The sequence below is a fragment of the Streptomyces sp. CA-249302 genome (genome assembly GCF_050936785.1).
In the GTDB taxonomy this organism is placed as follows: Bacteria; Actinomycetota; Actinomycetes; order Streptomycetales; family Streptomycetaceae; genus Streptomyces.
Genome location: NZ_JBNJMG010000001.1, coordinates 9,151,477 through 9,168,849 on the forward strand (window position 1 = coordinate 9,151,477; position 17,373 = coordinate 9,168,849).

General features: G+C 71.9%; 15 protein-coding genes and 1 pseudogene. 13 read left to right on the plus strand and 3 right to left on the minus strand.

Going from position 1 to position 17,373, the window contains the following annotated elements:
- The first annotated feature begins 22 nt into the window (after positions 1-22).
- From ACQEWB_RS41175 to ACQEWB_RS41190, 4 genes are read left to right on the plus strand one after another with little or no spacing between them, the layout of a single operon-like run.
- A complete protein-coding gene (locus ACQEWB_RS41175) occupies positions 23-1,339 on the plus strand; it encodes an ABC transporter substrate-binding protein (protein ID WP_432840522.1) in 1,317 nt (438 codons plus the stop codon).
- Between the two features lie 5 nt (positions 1,340-1,344).
- Complete coding sequence (locus ACQEWB_RS41180) at positions 1,345-2,337, plus strand: carbohydrate ABC transporter permease (RefSeq protein WP_432840524.1); 993 nt, start codon at positions 1,345-1,347, stop codon at positions 2,335-2,337.
- Positions 2,338-2,344: 7 nt separating this feature from the next.
- Entirely contained in the window at positions 2,345-3,184 is an 840-nt protein-coding gene (locus ACQEWB_RS41185) for a carbohydrate ABC transporter permease (RefSeq protein ID WP_432844267.1), read from the plus strand.
- A 29-nt stretch (positions 3,185-3,213) separates the two neighbouring features.
- On the plus strand, positions 3,214-4,578 hold the full coding sequence (locus ACQEWB_RS41190) for a GH1 family beta-glucosidase (protein WP_432840526.1): 1,365 nt from the start codon (positions 3,214-3,216) through the stop codon (positions 4,576-4,578).
- 152 nt (positions 4,579-4,730) lie between these two features.
- Here the strand turns inward: ACQEWB_RS41190 and ACQEWB_RS41195 are convergent, their stop codons facing one another.
- Positions 4,731-5,123, minus strand: coding sequence for an SCO5389 family protein (locus tag ACQEWB_RS41195; RefSeq protein ID WP_432840528.1), 393 nt, complete (start codon positions 5,121-5,123; stop codon positions 4,731-4,733).
- Between the two features lie 46 nt (positions 5,124-5,169).
- Positions 5,170-6,117, minus strand: a complete 948-nt coding sequence (locus tag ACQEWB_RS41200; protein ID WP_432840530.1) for an ATP-binding protein — start codon at positions 6,115-6,117, stop codon at positions 5,170-5,172.
- A gap of 148 nt (positions 6,118-6,265) precedes the next feature.
- On the opposite strand from ACQEWB_RS41200, the gene ACQEWB_RS41205 reads away from it, so the two are divergent.
- Genes ACQEWB_RS41205 through ACQEWB_RS41220 form a run of 4 tightly spaced genes read left to right on the plus strand, consistent with a single transcriptional unit; the run spans position 6,266 to position 11,300 of the window.
- On the plus strand, positions 6,266-6,802 hold the full coding sequence (locus ACQEWB_RS41205) for a GNAT family N-acetyltransferase (RefSeq protein WP_432840532.1): 537 nt from the start codon (positions 6,266-6,268) through the stop codon (positions 6,800-6,802).
- A 5-nt stretch (positions 6,803-6,807) separates the two neighbouring features.
- The gene (locus ACQEWB_RS41210; protein WP_432840534.1) at positions 6,808-8,298 is read left to right on the plus strand and encodes an ABC transporter substrate-binding protein; all 1,491 of its coding nucleotides are present in this window, start codon (positions 6,808-6,810) and stop codon (positions 8,296-8,298) included.
- Positions 8,299-8,301: 3 nt separating this feature from the next.
- Entirely contained in the window at positions 8,302-10,074 is a 1,773-nt protein-coding gene (locus ACQEWB_RS41215; RefSeq protein WP_432840536.1) for an ABC transporter permease subunit, read from the plus strand.
- The gene (locus tag ACQEWB_RS41220; RefSeq protein ID WP_432840538.1) at positions 10,071-11,300 is read left to right on the plus strand and encodes an MDR family MFS transporter; all 1,230 of its coding nucleotides are present in this window, start codon (positions 10,071-10,073) and stop codon (positions 11,298-11,300) included. Before ACQEWB_RS41215 ends, ACQEWB_RS41220 begins: the two co-directional genes overlap by 4 nt.
- Before the next feature lie 15 nt (positions 11,301-11,315).
- Here the strand turns inward: ACQEWB_RS41220 and ACQEWB_RS41225 are convergent, their stop codons facing one another.
- Positions 11,316-12,092 (minus strand): CDP-alcohol phosphatidyltransferase family protein, encoded by a 777-nt coding sequence (locus ACQEWB_RS41225; RefSeq protein WP_432840540.1) that lies wholly within the window; start codon positions 12,090-12,092, stop codon positions 11,316-11,318.
- A 107-nt stretch (positions 12,093-12,199) separates the two neighbouring features.
- On the opposite strand from ACQEWB_RS41225, the gene ACQEWB_RS41230 reads away from it, so the two are divergent.
- The 5 genes and pseudogenes from ACQEWB_RS41230 to ACQEWB_RS41250 form a co-directional block, all read left to right on the plus strand.
- Entirely contained in the window at positions 12,200-13,183 is a 984-nt protein-coding gene (locus ACQEWB_RS41230) for a dehydrogenase (RefSeq protein ID WP_432840542.1), read from the plus strand.
- Positions 13,184-13,345: 162 nt separating this feature from the next.
- On the plus strand, positions 13,346-13,744 hold the full coding sequence (locus ACQEWB_RS41235; RefSeq protein ID WP_432840544.1) for a 6-pyruvoyl trahydropterin synthase family protein: 399 nt from the start codon (positions 13,346-13,348) through the stop codon (positions 13,742-13,744).
- On the plus strand, positions 13,741-14,931 hold the full coding sequence (locus ACQEWB_RS41240) for a glycosyltransferase family 4 protein (protein WP_432840546.1): 1,191 nt from the start codon (positions 13,741-13,743) through the stop codon (positions 14,929-14,931). The genes ACQEWB_RS41235 and ACQEWB_RS41240 overlap by 4 nt, the downstream gene beginning before the upstream one ends.
- Complete coding sequence (locus ACQEWB_RS41245; protein WP_432840548.1) at positions 14,928-15,962, plus strand: trans-aconitate methyltransferase; 1,035 nt, start codon at positions 14,928-14,930, stop codon at positions 15,960-15,962. Before ACQEWB_RS41240 ends, ACQEWB_RS41245 begins: the two co-directional genes overlap by 4 nt.
- A pseudogene (locus ACQEWB_RS41250) lies at positions 15,959-17,302 on the plus strand (lysylphosphatidylglycerol synthase transmembrane domain-containing protein); the annotation flags it as partial. The gene ACQEWB_RS41245 and the pseudogene ACQEWB_RS41250, both read left to right, overlap by 4 nt.
- Positions 17,303-17,373 lie beyond the last annotated feature (71 nt).

Consider the following 17,373-nt stretch of genomic DNA (forward strand, 5'->3'; position numbering starts at 1 on the left):
TCCCTGAAGGGACCCGGGAGCCATGCGCAGCATCCGAGCCGCGGCCGTAGGCGCCGTCACCATGTCACTCGCCCTTGCCGCCTCGGCCTGCGGAGGCGGTTCGTCGAGCGGCGGCGGGTCCAACGACTCGCCGAAGACGCTCACTTACTGGGCCTCCAACCAGGGCGCCAGCATCGCCGTCGACAAGAAGGTCCTACAGCCCGAACTCGACAAGTTCGAGAAGCAGACCGGCATCAAGGTGAAGCTGGAGGTCGTGCCCTGGTCCGATCTGCTGAACCGGATCCTCACCGCGACCACCTCCGGCCAGGGCCCCGACGTCCTGAACATCGGCAACACCTGGAGCGCCTCCCTCCAGGCGACCGGCGCGCTGCTGCCCTGGGACGCCAAGAACTTCGCGAAGATCGGCGGCGAGGACCGCTTCGTCGACTCGGCGCTCGGCTCGACGGGCGCCGAGGGCAAGGACCCGGCCGCCGTACCGCTGTATTCGATGGCCTACGCCCTCTACTACAACAAGGAGATCTTCGCCGACGCCGGCATCACCAAGCCCCCGGCGACCTGGGCGGAGCTGATCGCCGACGGCAAGAAGATCAAGGCGAAGGGCAAGTCGCCGCTGGGCGCGGAGGGTTCGAACCTCTCGGAGAACATCCATCACGTCTTCGTCTTCGCCAAGCAGCACGGCGCCGACTTCTTCACCGCCGACGGCAAGGCCGACTTCACCAACGACGGCGTGGTCACCGCGGTCGAGCAGTACGTCGACCTGATGGCCAAGGACAAGGTCATCCCGGTGGGCGACGCCGAGTACGCGCAGAACCAGTCGGTCAGCGACTTCGCCAAGGGCAAGCAGGCGATGCTGTTGTGGCAGTCCGCCTCCGCCAACCTCAAGTCCCAGGGGATGAGCGAGAGTTCGTACGGCATCGCGCCCGTGCCCGTGCAGTCCGGTACCCCCGGCACCGGCGCCCAGGTCAACTCGATGGTCGCGGGCATCAACCTCGCCGTCTTCAAGAACACGGACAACCTCGACGGCGCGACGAAGTTCGTGAAGTTCATGACGAGTGACGCCGAGCAGAAGGTCCTCAACACGGCCTACAGCTCCATCCCGCCGGTCAAGGCCGCGCAGGAGGACGCGGCCTTCAACACCGTGTCGAACGCCGTACTGAAGCAGACGCTCGCGACGAGCGCCGCAGCGCTGCCGCAGGTCGCGGACGAGTCGCAGTTCGAGACGGCGGTGGGTACGGCGGTCAAGAACCTGTTCGCCGACGCGGCCGCCGGACGCGCGGTCACCGCCGACTCGGTGAAGGCCGCGCTGGAGAAGGCCCAGCAGCAGATGCCGGCGAAGTGAGCACGATGACGACCACCGCACCCGCGGAGTCCGCGGTGCACCAGAGCCCTCCCGGGACGGCGGAGAAGGCGCCCCGCCGCAGCCCCGGGAGGATCCGCCGCATCGGACTGCCGTATCTGCTCCTGCTGCCCGCCCTGCTCCTCGAACTCCTGGTCCACCTGGTGCCGATGGTGATCGGCATCGTGATGAGCTTCAAGGAGCTCACCCAGTTCTACATCCGCGACTGGGGCACCGCGCCCTGGTCCGGCCTCTCCAACTACAAGGTGTCGGTGGACTTCGACGCGCCCGTCGGCGAAGCCCTCCTCCACTCCTTCTACGTCACCGTCGGCTTCACCCTGCTGTCGGTCGGCCTCTGCTGGCTGATCGGCACGACGGCCGCGATCTACCTGCAGGACACCTTCCGCGGCCGAGGCCTGCTGCGCGCGCTCTTCCTGGTGCCGTACGCCCTGCCGGTCTACGCGGCCGTCATCACCTGGGTGTTCATGTTCCAGCACGACAACGGCCTGGTGAACCACGTCCTGCACGACCAACTGCACCTCACCGGCAAGCAGTCCTTCTGGCTGATCGGCGACAACAGCTTCTACGCGCTGCTGACCGTGTCCGTGTGGAAGGGCTGGCCGTTCGCCTTTCTCATCGTCATGGCGGGACTTCAGAACATCCCGGGCGAGCTTTACGAAGCAGCCGCGTTGGACGGCGCCGGCAGGTGGCAGCAGATCCGCCGCATCACGCTGCCGTCCCTGCGCCCGGTCAACCAGGTGCTGGTCCTGGTCCTCTTCCTGTGGACCTTCAACGACTTCAACACGCCGTACGTCCTGTTCGGCAAGGCCGCCCCCGAGGCCGCGGACCTCATCTCGGTCCACATCTACCAGGCCTCGTTCGTCACCTGGAACTTCGGCACGGGCTCCGCGATGTCCGTACTCCTGCTGCTCTTCCTGCTCGTCGTGACCGGCGTGTACCTGGTCCTCACCTCGCGCGGACGGAGGGCCGCCGATGCCTAAGTCCCCGATGGCGCCGCCGAGTTCGTTCCTCTGGTCCCGGCGCGTCTTCCTCACCCTGCTCACCGGCTTCGTCCTGATCCCGGTGTACGTCATGGTCTCCAGCTCGCTGAAGCCGCTCGCGGACGTCACCGGCGAGTTCCGCTGGCTGCCCAGCGGGCTGACGATCCGCCCGTACATCGACATCTGGTCGACCGTCCCGCTCGCGAAGTACTTCGTGAACTCGCTGATCGTGTCGGTCTCGGCGACCGTCTGCTCGGTGGTGGTCGCGGTCTTCGCCGCCTACGCGGTCAGCCGCTACACCTTCCGCGGCAAGCGCGTCTTCACGGTCACCGTGCTGTCCACGCAGATGTTCCCGGGCATCCTCTTCCTGCTCCCGCTGTTCCTCCTCTACGTCAACATCGGCAACGCCACCGGCATCGCCCTGTTCGGCTCGCGCGGCGGCCTGATCCTGACGTATCTCACCTTCTCCCTGCCGTTCTCGATCTGGATGCTGATCGGGTACTTCGACTCGGTGCCGCGCGACCTGGACGAGGCGGCACTCGTGGACGGCTGCGGCCCGCTCGGCGCGCTCTTCCGGGTGGTGGTCCCCGCCGCGATCCCCGGCATCGTCGCGGTCGCCGTCTACGCCTTCATGACGGCCTGGGGCGAGGTGCTCTTCGCCTCCGTCATGACCAACGACGCCACCCGCACCCTCGCCGTCGGCCTCCAGGGCTACTCCACGCTCAACGACGTGTACTGGAACCAGATCATGGCCGCCTCGCTGGTGGTCAGCGTGCCCGTGGTGGCCGGCTTCCTGCTGCTCCAGCGCTATCTCGTCGCCGGACTGACGGCGGGTGCCGTCAAGTGACCAACTCCCCGTATCCCGAAGGGACTTCCGTGTCCGACCGCATCGACCTCGCCGCCTTCCCGCCCGACTTCCTGTGGGGCACGGCCACCGCGGCGTACCAGATCGAGGGAGCCGTCGCCGAGGACGGCCGCTCCCCGTCGATCTGGGACACCTTCTCGCACACGCCCGGCAAGGTCGCGGGCAACGACAACGGCGACGTGGCCTGCGACCACTACCACCGCTGGCGCGAGGACATCGGCCTGATGCGTCAACTCGGCACCAACGCCTACCGGTTGTCGATCGCCTGGCCCAGGGTCGTGCCGGGCGGCGACGGCCCGGTCAACCCCAAGGGCCTGGCCTTCTACGACCAGTTGATCGACGGCCTGCTGGAAGCGGGCATCACCCCGTCCGTCACTCTCTACCACTGGGACCTGCCCCAGGCGCTCCAGGACCGCGGCGGCTGGCCCGAGCGGCACACCGCCCTCGCGTTCGCCGAGTACGCCTCGGTCGTCGCGGAGCGTCTCGGCGACCGTGTGTCGCACTGGGCCACCCTCAACGAGCCTCTCTGCTCGGCCTGGATCGGCCACCTGGAAGGCCGGATGGCACCCGGCCTCACCGACCTGACCGCGGCCGTCCGGGCGTCGTACCACCTCCTCCTGGGCCACGGCCTCGCCGCCCGGGCGATCCGCGCCGCCGCCCCGAACGCAGAAGTCGGCCTCGTCACCAACCTCTCCACCGTGCACGCCGCCACCGACCGCGAGGAGGACGTCCGGGCCGCCCGCCGGATGGACGGCCACGTCAACCGCTGGTGGCTGGACCCCGTCCACGGCCGCGGCTTCCCGGCCGACATGCGGGAGGTGTACGGCGTCGAACTCCCGGAACGGGAAGGCGACTTGGCGACCATCGCCACGCCGCTCGACTGGCTCGGCCTGAACTACTACATGCCGGCCACCGTCGCCGACGACCCCAGCGCCCCCGCACCCCGCGTCCGCTCGGTCCGCCGCCTCGGCGTCCCGCGCACCGGCATGGACTGGGAGATCGACGCGAGCGGCATCGAGACGCTCCTGCTCCGCCTCACCGAGGAGTACGGCGCCCGCCGCCTGTACGTCACCGAGAACGGCTCCGCCTACCCGGACGTCGTACGCCCAGACGGAACGATCGACGACCCCGAACGCCGCCAGTACCTGATCGACCACCTCGCCGCCTGCGCCTCCGCCGCCCGCAAGGGCGCCCCGCTGGCCGGCTACTTCGCCTGGTCGCTGCTGGACAACTTCGAGTGGGCGTACGGGTACGACAAGCGCTTCGGCCTGGTCCACGTCGACTACAAGACCCAGAAGCGCACGATCAAGGGCACCGGACACCAGTACGCGGACATCGTCAGGGCGCACCGCGGACGGGCCCGGCACGCCGCCTGAGCGAGGGCCGAGGGCCCATGGAGGTCAGGGTCCCAGGGCGGCCCGCACTGCCGCCCTGGGACCCTGACCTGCCATCAGCGCGTCGCCCGGCGCAACCTCTGCATCGCGGTCACTTGGTGGTACTACGCCCGCAGGGGCGCGGGGTCACCGAGCTAGCAGTCCCTGAACTCCGGTGACTGGTTCAGGATCTGTGAGCGCCGCGAGGTGAAGCGCCGGTACGTCTCGCCGCTTCGCGCGCCCGGGTGGAAGGCCGCCACCCGGTGGCAGTTCTGGAAGGCCAGTTCCACGCCGAAGTGGCGCTCCAGGCTGCCGCGGATGGCGTCGCTCGCGAGGGCCCGGAGGAGCTGGCCGCGTTCCTGTTCGGACGGGGGAGGGGTCTGGTTGTCGGTGAACTCGGCCTTGCCGTCCTTGAGTTCGGTGGTCAGGGAGGCGATCAGGTCGTAGGCGTAGGGGAGGGACGTGCGGACGGTGTCCACGAAGTCCTCCTCGCGGATGTCACCGGACTCGGCTTCGGCGAGGAGCTTCGGGGAGACGTCGAGAGACATGAAGGGGCGTATCCGTTCTATGAGTTGGTGAGTCGGCACATCGGATTCACGGGTGTGCCGTCGGGTCCGGTACGAAGCCCGGGTCCACCTGGGCGGACAGGTCGGCGCTCGTCGCCTTGTCCGCCCACGCGCGTGCGTTGCGCAGATGGAACTCGACGGCGTGGCGCCGGAGGCCGGCCCAGTCCTTGGGGCGGGCGTCGGCCGCCTCGCGCAGGACGTTCAGGGCGTGCTGGTTGTGGGACTCCAACTCGCCTTGTTCCCGGCCCTGTTCGGCCGCGCGCACCCAGGGTGAGTGGACCAGGTGGGTCAGGAGATCGTCGCCCACCTGTTCCTTGAGGAAGAGGAGGTCGTCCTCGCCGGTCACCTTGTTGCCGACGACCGCGATCCGGATGCCGAACTCCCGGGCGTGGTCGCGGTACTGGCGGTAGACCGAGACGCCCTTGCGGGTGGGTTCCGCCACCAGGAACGTGATGTCGAAGCGGGTGAACAGGCCCGACGCGAAGGCGTCCGCGCCCGCCGTCATGTCGACGACGACGTACTCGCCGGGGCCGTCCAGCAGATGGCCGAGGTAGAGCTCCACCGCGCCGAGCTTGGAGTGGTAGCAGGCGACCCCCAGATCGCTCTCGTCGAACTCGCCCGTCACCATCAGCGGCACGTCACCCGCACGGCGGACGTGCCGGGCGTGGATCTCGTCCTCGCCGAGCAGGCGCAGGAGGCGCGAGCCGCGGCCGGGCGGGGTCGTCTTGATCATGGAATCGGCGGAGACGATCCGGGGGTTCGTACCGCGCAGGTAGTCCTTGATGGCGGGCAGGTGCGCGCCCAGCGGTGGCGCGGCCGGGGACTCGCCGTCGTGGCCCAGCGCCTCCGCCAGGTGCTGGTTGATGTCGCCGTCGATGGCGAGCACCGGCGCGCCGGAGCGGGCCAGGTGGCGGGAGAAGAGCGCCGACAGGGTGGTCTTGCCGCTGCCGCCCTTGCCCACGAACGCGACCCGCATTACCGGGTCCGCCCCGGGCTCATTTTGAAAATGAATGTCATGTCGCTAGGTTTTAGGCAGCTTCTCCGGCCCTGTCAAATCGAGGTGATCACGCGTGGCGGTCAAGTGGGATGATCAAGCCGAGGCCCTTAATGCATATGATGTGCAAGTGCTTGATTACTGCATAAGGGCGGCGGGCCCGGACGACCTCGACGGTGCGCGAGCCGTGATGCTCGACACCGTCCACCGCGAATTCGGCACCGGCTACGTGCCGCGCTGGCACGGCGACATCGTCGACCCGGCCGCCGCCTATCTCGCCCCGGCCCGCCACACCCTCCTCGTCGCCCTCGACCCGGCCGACCGGACCGTCGTCGCCACCGGCGCCCTCGACTCCCGGGGCCCCGCCCACCCGCCGAACCCGCGGCGCATCGCCGACCGCTTCCCCTCCGGTGAGACCGCCCAGCTGCGCCGGATCTACGTCCGCCCCGAGCACCGCCGCCGCGGCCTCGCCCGGCGCCTGGTCGCCGACCTGCTCGCCTTCGCCGCCGCGGACGGCGGCTACCGCGCCGTCTACCTGCACACCGACCCGGCCGTCACCGGCGCCGAGACCTTCTGGCGGTCGCTCGGCAAGGTCGTACTCGACGAGCGCGAGGAGCCCGGCGGCGGGCAGGGGATCATCCACTTCGAGATACCGATGGGGCGATAGCCGCCGTGCGCCGATTCCGACTGCTCCTCGCCCTGTTGCTCACCCCGGTCCTGACCGGCTGCTTCGCCTCCGGCGGTGCCGACCCCTCGTCCGGTGACGCGAAGTCCGGCTCCCGGCTGCGGGTCGCCCTCGCCTTCCCGCCCGCCGAGAACCTCTCCCCGTACGGCGCCGACGCCACGATCCTCAGCCGCCTCGGCGTCACCGAAAGCCTCACCGCGCTGGACACCAACGGCGCCGTCGCCCCCGCACTCGCCGCCTCCTGGCGCCAAGTGGACGACCGCACCTGGCTGTTCACCCTGCGCGAGGCCATCTTCCAGGACGGCACCGAGGTCACCCCGGCCGCGGTCGCCGCCTCCCTGACCCACGCCACCGAGGCCAGGCCCGCCCCGGCCGCCCTCTCCGGCGTCACCCTCAAGGCCGAGCCCGAGGGCGGCACGGGCGTCCGGATCACCACCGGCAACCCCGACCCCGTACTCCCACTCCGCCTGTCCAGCCCGAGCCTCGCGATCCTCGCCGAGAAGGGTTACGACAAGAAGGGCGCCGCCGACCCGGTCGGCACCGCCACCGGCCCCTTCGAGCTCACCGAGGTCACCGGCAGCAGCTCCGCGACCCTCGACCGCTTCGACGACTACTGGGGCGGCCGCGCCCAATCCTCGGGCGTGGACGTGAAGTTCATCGCCGACGGCACCGCCCGCGCCGCCGCCCTGCGCACCGGACAGACCGACCTCGCCGAGGCGATCCCGGTCGCCCAGGCCGCCTCCCTCGACAAGGCCACCCGCAAGGAGACGGCCACCACCCGCACCACCAGCCTGCTGCTCAACAGCAGGAAGGGCCCCTTCAAGGACCCGGCGCTACGGGCCGCCGCCCGCCAGGCGGTCGACACCTCCGCCCTCGCCGACGGTGTCTACGAAGGGCACGCGGACGCCGGCACCGGCATCTACGGACCCGCCGTGACCTGGGCCGAGGGCAAGCGGCAGCAGCCGACCGGGCGGGCCGGGGCGGCGGCGCCCGACGGCACGAGGGTCACCGTCGCCACGTACGACAACCGGCCCGAACTCCCAGAAGTCGCCCAGGTGTTGAAGCAGCAACTGGAGAAGGCCGGGTTCCGGGTGGAGCTGGAGGTGCGCGAGTACTCGCGGCTGGAGAGCGACGCGCTGGCCGGCAAGTTCGACGCCTTCGTGCTCGCCCGCAACACCCTGGTCGACACCGGCGACCCCGTCGCCGTGCTGGCGAGCGACTTCACCTGCGACGGCGGCTACAACCTGGCGCTGCTGTGCGACCAGGGCGTCGACCGGGCCGTGGCCAAGGCCGAGGGCATCGCCGACACGGCGAAGCGGCAGGACGCGGCGATGGCCGCCGAGGCGGCGATCCTCGGCACCGACGCCGTCGTACCGCTGGTCCACCAGCGTGTCATCACCGGCGTCGCCACCTCGGTCCGCGGTGCACTGCTCGACCCGTACGAGCGCACCCTCGTCTCCACCGGCACCCGGCGCTGACGCATGCGGCCCCGACTGACCGCAGTGTGCTGGCGCGTCGGCCTCGCGATCACCCTGATCTGCGACATCGGCCTGCTCCCGTGGCTCTCCCGCACCGACCCCGCGCTCACCGTACTCAAGGCACGCTCGGCCGAACGGGTCCCGACACCCGAGGTGCTGGCCGACGTCCGTGCCCAACTCAACCTGGACGACGGCCCGTTGCGGCTGCTCGGACACTGGGCGGGCGGACTGTGGCGCGGGGACGCGGGACGGTCGTGGATCTCCGGCGCCGAGGTCACGCCCGCCGTGCTCCAAGCCCTCGGTGTCTCCCTGCTGTTGATGGCGGTGGCACTCGCGGTGGCCGCGGTCACCACCGCACTCGTGTGCGCCCGCACCCTGCACCGGCAGGGACGCGGGGCGCGCGCGAGCGGCAGCGGCTCCGCCGTGCTCGCCGCGCTGCCCGAGTTCCTCACCGCGTCCGTACTCGCCACCGTCGTCGGCGTGCAGCTCGGCTGGCTGCCGGCCCTCGGCTGGTACGGGCCCCGGTGGACGGTACTGCCCGCGCTCGCCCTCGGCCTGCCCGCCGGGGCGGTGCTCGGGCGGCTCCTCGACGACCTGCTGCCCAGCGCCTTCGCCGAACCCTGGGCGCGGGCGGCGGCAGCGCGCGGACTGCCCCGCCGTACCATCGCCCGCCAGGCGGTACGCCGTTGCGTCCCCGCCCTGCTCCCCAACACCGGCCTGTTCGTGGTCGGGCTGACCGGCGGATCCGTGGCCGTGGAGCAGATCTTCGACATCCCAGGGCTCGGCCGCACCACCCTCCAGGCCGCCCTCGCCCAGGACCTCCCCGTCCTCCAGGCCGGCACCCTCGCCCTCGTCCTCCTCGCGGCCGCGGCGACCGGCGCCTCCCGCCTCACCGCCCGCCTCCTGATCGGCCCCGCCCTGCGCGACGGCGCCCTGCCGTCCCTGCACCGCCCGACACCGCCGGCCCGCGGGATCCAGCCTTTCTGCTACGGCGGTGTCCTGCTCGCGGTCGTGGCGCTCGGCCTGCCCCGCGACCCGCTGGCGCTGAACACACGGGAACGGCTCCAACCACCCTCCCCGGCCCACCCGTTCGGCACGGACGCCCTCGGCCGGGACGTCCTCGCGCGGGTCGCGCACGGCGCCCTCGACACGCTCCTGCTCGCCCTCGCGATCAGCGCCGTGGCCCTGCTCACCGGCGTACTGCTCGGGCTGCTGCCGCGTCTGTCCGGGCCGCTGGTCGACACGGTCAACGCCGTACCGCCGGTGCTCGGCGCGCTACTCGTCACCGCCGTCGCGGGCAGCGGGCCGGTGACGCCTGCGTTGGCCGTGTCGCTCGTGGCCTGGGCACCGCTGGCCACGCACACCTCGGCGCTGCTGCGGCAGGAACGGGCCGCGCAGCACGTGACCGCCACCCGGGGCCTGGGCGCCGGACGCTGGTACCTCCTCCGCCACGAACTCCTCCCCGCCGTCCTCCCGCCCGTCGTCCGCCACTCCCTCCTCCGCCTCCCCGGCATCGCCCTCGCGCTCGCCTCCCTCGCCTTCCTCGGCCTGGGCGCCCGGCCGCCGTCCCCGGAGTGGGGCCTGCTGCTCGCCGAGAACCAGCCCTACGCCGAGCGCGCCCCCTGGGCGGTCCTGGCTCCGGCCGCCGTACTCGCCCTGTTGGGTGCGCTCGCGGTGAGTGCGGCGGGAGGAGTACGGCGGCGGCCGAGGAGCCGTACGGTCGAAGTGCCTGTCGAACGACCCGCTCACGTACGGGAGTTGGTGGGAGCGGAATGACTGCCGCACTGTCGGCCCGCCTGCGTCGAACGTCGGGGAACACCCACCTCACGCCCCTCCTCAGGCTCCTGATCCTCACTCAGCTCGCCTTCAACGTCGGCTTCTTCGCGGTGCTGCCCTTCCTCTCGGAGCATCTTGGGCAGGCCGTGGGGATGGCGGGCTGGCTTGTCGGATTCGTGCTCGGGCTGCGGACCTTCAGTCAGCAGGGGCTGTTCGTGGTGGGCGGGGCGCTGGCGGACCGGTACGGGATACGGCCGGTGGTGCTGGCGGGGTGCGGGCTGCGGATCGCCGGGTTCGCCTGGCTCGGGTACGCGGACGAGAGCTGGTCGGTGATCGGTGCCGTGCTGCTGATCGGGTTCGCGGCCGCGCTGTTCTCGCCGGCCGTGGAGTCCGAAGTCGCCCGGCAGGCAGTGGTGTCGGAGGAGACGGGCGGGGGCTCGCGGACGCGCGTGCTGGCGTTGTTCACGGTGGCCGGGCAGGCCGGGGCGTTCGCCGGGCCGCTGCTGGGGGCGCTGCTGCTGGAGGTGGACTTCCGCGCGGTGTGCCTGGCAGGGGCCGGGATCTTCGTCCTGGTCCTCGCGGGGCACCTGTGGCTGCTGCCGCAGCACGTACCGGGCCGGGCGCGGACCCGCATGAAAGGCGGGCTGGGCCTGCTCCTCCACAACCGCCGCTTCCTGGCGCTGTGTTGTGCGTACGGCGCCTATCTGCTGGCCTACAACCAGCTGTACCTGGCCCTGCCCGCGGAGGTCGAGCGTGCCGCGGGTTCGCAGGCGCCGGTGGCGTGGCTGTTCGCGCTGTCGTCGCTGCTGGTGGTGACGGCGCAGTTGCCGCTGACGCGGTGGGCCGGTGAGCGGCTGACCCTCCGCAACTCGATGCTGGCGGGCCTGGTCCTGATCACGGCGGGGTTCGCGGCGGTCGCCCTGACCCGCCCGGCGGCCTGGACCGGCACCCCGGGCCTCCTCCCGTCCGCCACCTTCGTCGTCCTGCTCACCCTGGGCCAGATGCTGGTCGCCCCGGTCGCCCGGGCCTGGGTCCCGGACCTGGCGGAGGACGGCCGTCTCGGTCTCTACACGGGCGCACTGTTCTCGGTGTCCGGCCTGATGGTCCTGGCAGGCAGCTCGGCGACGGGGCTACTGCTCGACACGGGGCTGCCGCCGAGCGTCCCGTGGCTGGCCCTGGCGGCCGTACCGGCCGTGGCGATGGTGCTGTTGCCACGAAGCCGATGACAGCGTGAACGCCGCTCAGGACGCGACCGACTCCCGCTCCGCCTCCTTTTCCAGCATCTCCTCCACCTCGCCCTCCTGGACCCTCGACGTCCGGTACAGCCAGTGGATGTCTCGGCCGAAGGACCAGGTCAGGGACGTGAGGGCCAGGGCGGTCACCGCGAAGGAGGCGATGGAGGGGAAGAGGTCCGAGGCAGCCAGGAGGAGGCAGATGCCCTGCATCGCCGCCACCGTCTTGCGGGCCGTACTCGGGGGGAGAGGGGCGTTCAGCCAAGGGTAGGCGCGGGCCGCCGCCACGAAGGCGTAGCGCATGCCGCCGATCAGCAGCACCCACGGGCCGAGCCGCATCGAGACGTACACGCTCAGGACCAGGATCAGGAACGCGTCGACCTCCATGTCGAAGCGCGCGCCGAGGGGGGTGGAAGTGCCCGTCGCGCGGGCCACCTTGCCGTCCACTCCGTCGAGGATGAGGGCGACTGCCGTCAGACCCACGAAGAGGGTCACCGGGGGTGAGCTTTCGAAGGAGTCGGCCACCAGGGCCGTCACTCCGCCCACCAGGGTCGCCCGGCCGAGAGTGACCCGGTTCGCCGGGCCGAAGGAGCGCACGCGCGAGCGGTGCAGTGCTTTGGAGAGCACCGCCCAGCTGGCGACGGCGAAGGCGAGGCCGGTCAGCCAGCCCGCCGGCCCCATGCCGATCGCCGTACCGAGCAGGGCAAGCAACAGGATCTGCAGACCCGCTCCCACAGCGGTCTCCTGCTGGACCAGCCTTGCGTCGTAAGTGTTGTTCAGGGCCACCGCACACCCTCCGGCCATATGACAGAGTCGATCAACGCCGCGTACTGTGCGCGGCCTGTGCACACCTCGGTACGTGAACCACTTCCCGATCGTTCAGGAGGACGCCGATGAACCGCTCCGCACGAGCGTTCTGGCTACGCCAACCGGGTGAAGGTGAGATACGGGACGTAGACCTGCCGGAACCCACGGAGAGTGACGTTCTGGTGCGCACGCTCTTCTCCGGAGTCAGCCGGGGGACCGAAACGCTCGTGTTTCGCGGGGGCGTGCCGGAGAGCCAGCGCGCGGCCATGCGCGCGCCTTTCCAGGAGGGCGAGTTCCCCGCCCCCGTGAAGTACGGCTACCTGAGTGTCGGCGTGGTGGAGGAGGGGGTGGAGGAGCTGGTGGGGCGGACGGTTTTCTGTCTGTATCCGCATCAGACCCGGTACGTCGTTCCCGCCGCCGCGGTCACCGTCGTACCGGACACCGTGCCCGCCGAGCGCGCCGTCCTCGCGGGGACGGTGGAGACCGCCGTCAACGCCCTCTGGGACGCCGCGCCCCTGGTCGGCGACCGCATCGCCGTGGTCGGGGGAGGCATGGTGGGCTGCTCGGTGGCCGCCCTGCTGGCCCGCTTTCCCGGTGTACGAGTGCAACTGGTCGACGCCGATCCGGCCCGCGCCAAGGTCGCCCAGGCCCTCGGCGTCGACTTCGCCCTGCCCGCCGACGCCCTCGGCGAACGCGACCTCGTCGTGCACGCGAGCGCCACCGAACAGGGCCTCGCCCGGTCCCTGGAACTGCTCAGATCCGAGGGCACGGTCCTGGAGCTGAGCTGGTACGGCGACCGGCGGGTCTCCCTCCCGCTCGGCGAGGTCTTCCACTCCCGCCGGCTCGTCGTCCGCTCCAGCCAGGTCGGCACCGTCTCCCCGGCCCGCCGCGACAGCCGTAGCTACGCGGACCGGCTCGCCCTCGCCCTCGACCTGCTCGCCGCCCCCGCGCTGGACGCCCTCGTCACCGGAGAGTCCGCCTTCGAGGAGCTCCCGGACGTCATGCCGCGCCTGGCCTCCGGGGAGATCCCGGCGCTCTGTCACCGGGTCCGTTACGCGGACACGGCCTGAGAGTCGTTCAATCCGGGACGACCTCTGGGCTTGCAAGACCGCCTGACCTGAGAAAAGAGTGAGAGGCGGCTGAACACGGGGAAGCGAAGAGCCGTACTACACGGCATCCCCCGGCAGGGATCAGCCGGGGGACCAGACGCGCCGCACCTGGAGGGTCGTCCGTTGTTCAGTGTCACTGTCCGCGATCACATCATGATCGCCCACAGCTTTCGCGGCGAGGTCTTCGGACCCGCACAGCGCCTGCATGGAGCCACGTTCCTGGTGGACGCCACCTTCCGGCGCGAGCAGCTGGACGACGACAACATCGTCGTCGACATCGGACTGGCCACCCAGGAACTCGGCGCCGTGGTCAGCGAGCTGAACTACAGAAACCTCGACGACGAGTCCGAGTTCGCCGGAATCAACACGTCAACGGAGTTCCTGGCCAAGGTCATCGCCGACCGGCTCGCCGAGCGCATCGAGAAGGGCGCGCTCGGCGAGGGCGCCAGGGGCATCGCCGGGATCACCGTCACGCTCCACGAGTCCCACATCGCCTGGGCGAGTTACGAGCGTGCCCTGTGACCGACGTGACCCTGGAGAAGGCGGCGAAGCCGGCGCTCGACTATGTGCCGGTGCAGAGTTCCGTACTGAAGAACGCCGAGATCATCCCCATGTCCCTGCGCTCCGTGCACTTCGTCCTGCCGGGCGGGGTCGACGACCCGGCCGTGCCGAGCGGCGGCAACGCCTATGACCGGCGCGTGAGTCTGGACCTGGCGGGCTTCGGCTGGCAGGTCCACAAGCACGCCGTCGACGGCAGCTGGCCCCGCCCCGACTCCGCGGCCCGCGCGGAACTCGCGCGCACGCTGCGGGAGTTGCCGGACGGGTCCGTCGTCCTGCTGGACGGACTGGTCGCCTGCGGCGTCCCCGAGATCATCGTGCCGGAGACCGAGCGGCTGAACCTCGCCGTCCTCGTCCATCTCCCGCTCGGCGACGAGACGGGCCTGGAGCCCTCCCTGGCCGCCGAGTTGGACGCCAAGGAGCGGGACGTACTGCGGTCCGTGCCCGCCGTCATCGCCACCAGCGACTGGGCGGTACGACGCCTGGTCTCGCACCACGGCCTCGCCCCCGAGCGGGTCCATGTGGCCGCCCCCGGCGCCGACATCGCGCCCCTCGCCTCCGGCACCGACGGCGTCTCCCGGCTGCTGTGCGTGGCCGCGGTGACCCCGCGCAAGGGACAGCACCGGCTGGTGCAGGCGCTGGCCGCCGCGGTCGACCTGCCGTGGCACTGCGTGTGCGTCGGCGCGCTCACCCAGGACCCGGAGTACGTCGGCCATCTGCGGGCGCTGATCAAGGAGTTCGGCCTTCAGGACCGCATCGAGCTGGCGGGCCCGCAGGCCGGCGCGGCGCTCGACGCCAGCTACCACACCGCCGACCTGATGGTCCTGACCTCGTACGCGGAGACGTACGGCATGGCGGTCACCGAGGCCCTCGCGCGCGGCATCCCGGTGCTCGCGACCGACGTCGGGGGTCTGCCCGAGGCGGTCGGCCGCGCCCCCGACGGTGGCGTGCCCGGCATCCTCGTACCGCCGGAGGACCCCGCCGCGCTCGCCGCCGAACTGCGCGGCTGGTTCGGCGAGGCGGACGTACGACGTCGGCTGAAGGCCGCCGCCAGGGGCCGGCGGGCCGCCCTGGACGGCTGGGCGACGACGGCCCGCAGCCTTGCCGGAGTACTGGGCCGGCTACCGAGCGAACCCAGGAGGGCGGCATGAACGTGAACAGCAGGACGAGGACCAAGTCCGCAGGGAAGATCCCGGCCCAGCCGGGGCCGAGGGAGACGAAGGTGGGTTCCGTGGCCGGTGCCGTCCAGCACGAAAGCGCGCCCGCCCCGGGCTCGGTGATCCCCGGCGCCGGCCCCGCCGCGCGCCCCGGCGAGCGGGCCACCGTACGCCTGCGGGAGACCGGGCCCGACGAGCCGCCGCGCTACGCCCCCGAGTGGCTGGAGCTGCGCGAGCCCGCCGACGCGGCCGCCCGGGCGCACGAACTGCTCGACCCGCTGCGGATCCGGCTCGCGAACCTGCCGGGCAAGGCCGGCCTCGTCATCCACGACCTCGGCTGCGGCACCGGCTCCATGGGCCGCTGGCTCGCCCCGCGCCTCGACGGTCCCCAGCACTGGATCCTGCACGACCGCGACCCCTACCTGCTGCACTTCGCTGCCGTCGCCTCGCCGCGCTCGGCCGCCGACGGCAGCCGGGTCACCGTGGAGACCCGGCGCGGCGACGTCGCCCGGCTCACCCCGGACGCCCTCGCCGGCGCCTCCCTGGTGACCGCCTCCGCGCTCCTCGACGTCCTCACCCGCGCCGAGATCGAGACCCTGGCCGCCGCCTGCACGGGCGCGGGCTGCCCGGCGCTGCTGACGCTCTCGGTGGCCGGCCGCGTCGAACTCACCCCGGCCGACCCGATGGACCAGGAGATCGCCGAGGCGTTCAACGCCCACCAGCGGCGTGACGGCCTGCTCGGTCCGGACGCGATCACCGTCGCCTGCGAGGCCTTCTCGGAGCGGGGCGCCACGGTACGGGTCAACCCGAGCGCCTGGCGGCTCGGCCCCGGCGAGGCCGCCCTCACGGCCCAGTGGCTGCGCGGCTGGGTCGGCGCGGCCGTCGAACAGCGGCCCGAGCTGAAGCAGCGTGCAGAACGGTATCTGCAGCAGCGCCTGGCGGCCTGCGAGGCCGGCGAGCTGCACGTCACGGTCCACCACAGCGACCTGCTGGCGCTGTCCCGGCCGACGGGCGGGGCGTCATGAGCGTGGAGACGGTACGGGCACTCGTGGTGCGGGCGGAACGGCGGGGGGCCGTGGTGGCCGGAGCGGGTGTGGATGTGGTGTCCGGGGCGCCGGGGGGCGTCGAGGCCGGGACCCGGGGCGCTCTGCCGGGGCGGCGCGGGGCTGAGCGGCGGGCTGCCCCGCCGACGGGGGGCGGTGCTGAGGCGCAGGCCGGTGTTGAGACGCCGACCGGCTCGTCGGCCCCGCGCGGTGCCGAGGCGCGAGCTGCCCTGCCGACGCGTGTTCGTGGCGGGACTCGGGTCGAAGGTGCCGATCGGCCGGCAGCCGCAGGTGCTGCCACCGTCGCCGTCGAGGTGTGGGAGGGCGGGCTGGCGTGTCTTGCCGCGCGGGATGCCGCTCTGCTGGCGCGGGCCGATGCGCTCGCCGCCGCCCCGCCCACCGGGCCCGCCGTCTCCAAGGCCCGTATCGGCGTGATCGTCTCCTCTGCCCGGCCGGAGTCGGTCAGGGCGCGGACGCCCGGGTGGCGTGCCGTGCTGTCCCGGCTCAACTCCCGTGCCGTACGCACCCACTTCGGCACCGTCGTGGGTGTCGCCATCCTCGGCGCGCTGCTGTGGCGCCTCGGCACCGGTGTCCTGCTGGACGGGCTGCGCAGCATCGACGCGACGACGCTGGTGGTGGCCCTGCTGGTCGGCGTCGCCACCACCGTGCTCAGCGCCTGGCGCTGGGCGCTGGTGGCCCGCGGCCTGAAGATCGACCTGCCGCTCGGACCGGCCGTCGCCGACTACTACCGCGCGCTGTTCCTCAACGCCGCCCTGCCCGGCGGTGTCCTCGGCGACGTCCACCGGGCGGTCCGGCACGGGCAGAGCGCCGGTGACCTCGGGCGCGGTGTGCGTTCGGTGGTGCTCGAACGGGTCGCCGGCCAGATCGCGCTGACGGTCGTCGGTACGGCGATGCTGCTGACGATGCCGTCACCGGTGCTCGGCGAGGTACGCCACTTCGCGCCGCTGGTCGGCCTGGCGGCCGTGGGAGCGCTCGCCGTCGTCGCCGCGCTGCGCATGAACAAGGCGCCGTCCCGCCGCGGAACGCGGCTGCGCTCGACGCTCGCCGAGGCACGCGAGGGGCTGCTGTCCCGTCGGAACTGGCCCGGCGTCACCCTCTCCTCGCTGCTGATCCTGGCCGGCCACCTCGGGATGTTCGTGCTGGCCGCCCGGGTCGCCGGCTCCGGCGCCTCCGTCGCCGTCCTGCTGCCGCTCGCGGTCCTCGCACTGGTCGCCATGGGACTGCCGCTGAACGTCGGCGGGTTCGGCCCCCGGGAGGGCGTCACCGCCTGGGCGTTCGGCGCGGCCGGCCTCGGCGCGAGCAGCGGTGTCGCGGTCGCCGTGGTGTACGGCGTGCTGAGCTTCGTGGCCGCCCTGCCGGGCGCCGTCGTCCT

What these genes read in the sequence shown, in the direction of transcription:
- ACQEWB_RS41175 (WP_432840522.1), top strand. Translation starts at nt 23, where the DNA reads ATGCGCAGCATCCGAGCCGCGGCCGTAGGCGCCGTCACCATGTCACTC.
- ACQEWB_RS41180 (WP_432840524.1), top strand. Translation starts at nt 1,345, where the DNA reads ATGACGACCACCGCACCCGCGGAGTCCGCGGTGCACCAGAGCCCTCCC.
- ACQEWB_RS41185 (WP_432844267.1), top strand. Translation starts at nt 2,345, where the DNA reads ATGGCGCCGCCGAGTTCGTTCCTCTGGTCCCGGCGCGTCTTCCTCACC.
- ACQEWB_RS41195 (WP_432840528.1), bottom strand. Translation starts at nt 5,123, where the DNA reads ATGTCTCTCGACGTCTCCCCGAAGCTCCTCGCCGAAGCCGAGTCCGGT.
- ACQEWB_RS41200 (WP_432840530.1), bottom strand. Translation starts at nt 6,117, where the DNA reads ATGCGGGTCGCGTTCGTGGGCAAGGGCGGCAGCGGCAAGACCACCCTG.
- ACQEWB_RS41215 (WP_432840536.1), top strand. Translation starts at nt 8,302, where the DNA reads ATGCGGCCCCGACTGACCGCAGTGTGCTGGCGCGTCGGCCTCGCGATC.
- ACQEWB_RS41220 (WP_432840538.1), top strand. Translation starts at nt 10,071, where the DNA reads ATGACTGCCGCACTGTCGGCCCGCCTGCGTCGAACGTCGGGGAACACC.
- ACQEWB_RS41230 (WP_432840542.1), top strand. Translation starts at nt 12,200, where the DNA reads ATGAACCGCTCCGCACGAGCGTTCTGGCTACGCCAACCGGGTGAAGGT.
- ACQEWB_RS41245 (WP_432840548.1), top strand. Translation starts at nt 14,928, where the DNA reads ATGAACGTGAACAGCAGGACGAGGACCAAGTCCGCAGGGAAGATCCCG.